Source organism: Streptomyces thermovulgaris, assembly GCF_002155915.1.
Lineage (GTDB): Bacteria > Actinomycetota > Actinomycetes > Streptomycetales > Streptomycetaceae > Streptomyces > Streptomyces thermovulgaris.
The window spans coordinates 1-1,791 of record NZ_MUME01000452.1 but is presented as its reverse complement, the minus strand read 5'-3'; the positions used below and the strand labels follow the sequence as shown (position 1 = coordinate 1,791).

Genomic DNA, 1,791 nt, shown 5'->3' with positions numbered 1-1,791 from the left:
CGCTGACGATCACCGACGAGCCGGCCGAACACCGCGGCGGCCTGCTCGTCGGTGATCGTCAGCGGGGGAAGGAGCCGTACGACGCTGGCGTGACGGCCGCCGAGTTCGACGATCAGGCCACGGCGCAGGCACTCGTGCCGGACCGCGGCGGCGAGTTCGGGGGCGGCGGGGCGGGGCGTGCGGCGGACCGCCATCGGCCCGGCGGTGTCCCGGCCGGGGACCTCGCGCTCCGCCGGCTCCGGCGGGCACGACGGCCGGGGAACCCCGGGCACCGGCGCACCGGCCCGCGCCGGCAGCGCCTCCGTCCTTCCGTCGTCGTTCCTTTCCGGTTCCGCCTCCGGGTCCACCAGTTCGAGACCGATCATCAGGCCCCGTCCGCGCACCTCGCCGATGCAGGGGAAGTGATGTGCCAGGTCACGGAGTTGGGACAGCAGACGGGAGCCGAGGGCCGCCGCGCGTTCGGCGAGACGGTTCTCGCGCACGTACGCCAGGGTGGCGGTGCCCGCGGCCATGGCGAGCTGGTTGCCGCGGAACGTCCCCGCGTGGGCCCCGGGTTCCCAGACGTCGAGGTCGTCGCGGTAGACCACGACGGCCAGCGGAAGGCTGCCGCCGATGGCCTTGGACAGCACCATCACATCCGGTGTCACACCGCTGTGCTCCACTCCCCAGAAGGTGCCCGTGCGTCCGACTCCCGTCTGGATCTCGTCGACGATCAGCGGAACGGACCGCTCCGCGGTGATCTGCCGCATGCGCCGCATCCAGTGGTCGGGGGCGGGGATCACCCCGCCCTCGCCCTGCACGGGTTCGAGGATCATCCCGGCGGGCAGGGGAACTCCCGACTTGGGATCGTCCAGCACGGACTCGGTCCAGCGGGCGGCGAGTTCGGCCCCCTGGACGCCGCCGACGCCGAAGGGGCAGCGGTAGTCCTGCGGGTAGGGCAGACGGGCGACCCGTACGTCCTCGGCGTGCCCCGAGACGTCGAGTGCTCCCGCGGTCATCCCGTGATAGGCGCCGGCGAAGGCCACGACGGTCCTCCGGCCGGTGGCGGCCCGGACGAGCTTGAGGGCGGCTTCCACCGCGTCCGTCCCGGCCGGGCCGCAGAACTGCACGCGCGCGTGTTCGGCGAGCCCGGACGGCAGGGTGCGGAACAGCTCGGTGACGAAGGCGTCCTTGACCGGTGTGGCCAGGTCGAGGACGTGCAGGGGTGCGCCCGAGTCGAGGACCTTGCGGATGGCCTCCAGGACGACGGGGTGGTTGTGTCCGAGGGCGAGGGTGCCGGCGCCCGACAGGCAGTCCAGGTAGCGGCGGCCGTCCGCGCCCTCGATGGTGAGCCCGCGGGCCCGCACCGGCACGATCGGCAGGGCGCGCGCATAGGTGCGCGCCGCCGACTCGCGTACCGACTGGCGTCGCAGAATCCCCTCGTGCACCGTGCGCGCGTCCGCGGACGCGCGGCCTTTGGGCGCAGAATCCGTCACGGTCACGGCTCCTTGTCCTCCCGCTGTCCCAGGGCGTCGGCGGCCCGCTGAAACAAGGCACCGGCCTCCCGCTGTCGAGGTGTGTCGCCGCCCGCGGCGCAGGAGCCCTGGACGCAGGCAGCAGGACCCCCCACCGCTACAACCCCGGACCGGCCGCACGGTTACGGGCGGGCCGGAGATCGTCGGAAGGTGTCCGGTCCGGTCCCGCCGGCGGTCCATGGCCGGTGGGCACGGGGACATGGCCGGTGGGCACCGGGATGCCGCGGGTGAGGAAGGACGCGGAGGGCGCCGTCCACCACGAGAAGGCCGCGCGGAG

1 protein-coding gene is annotated in these 1,791 nt (G+C 74.0%); it reads right to left on the bottom strand.

Translation table 11 applies throughout. From position 1 onward, the window contains the following. A partial coding sequence (locus CCN35_RS26215) for a diaminobutyrate--2-oxoglutarate transaminase family protein (protein ID WP_086794572.1) occupies window positions 1-1,481 on the bottom strand: 1,481 nt, incomplete at its 3' end. Between the last annotated feature and the right edge of the window lie 310 nt (window positions 1,482-1,791).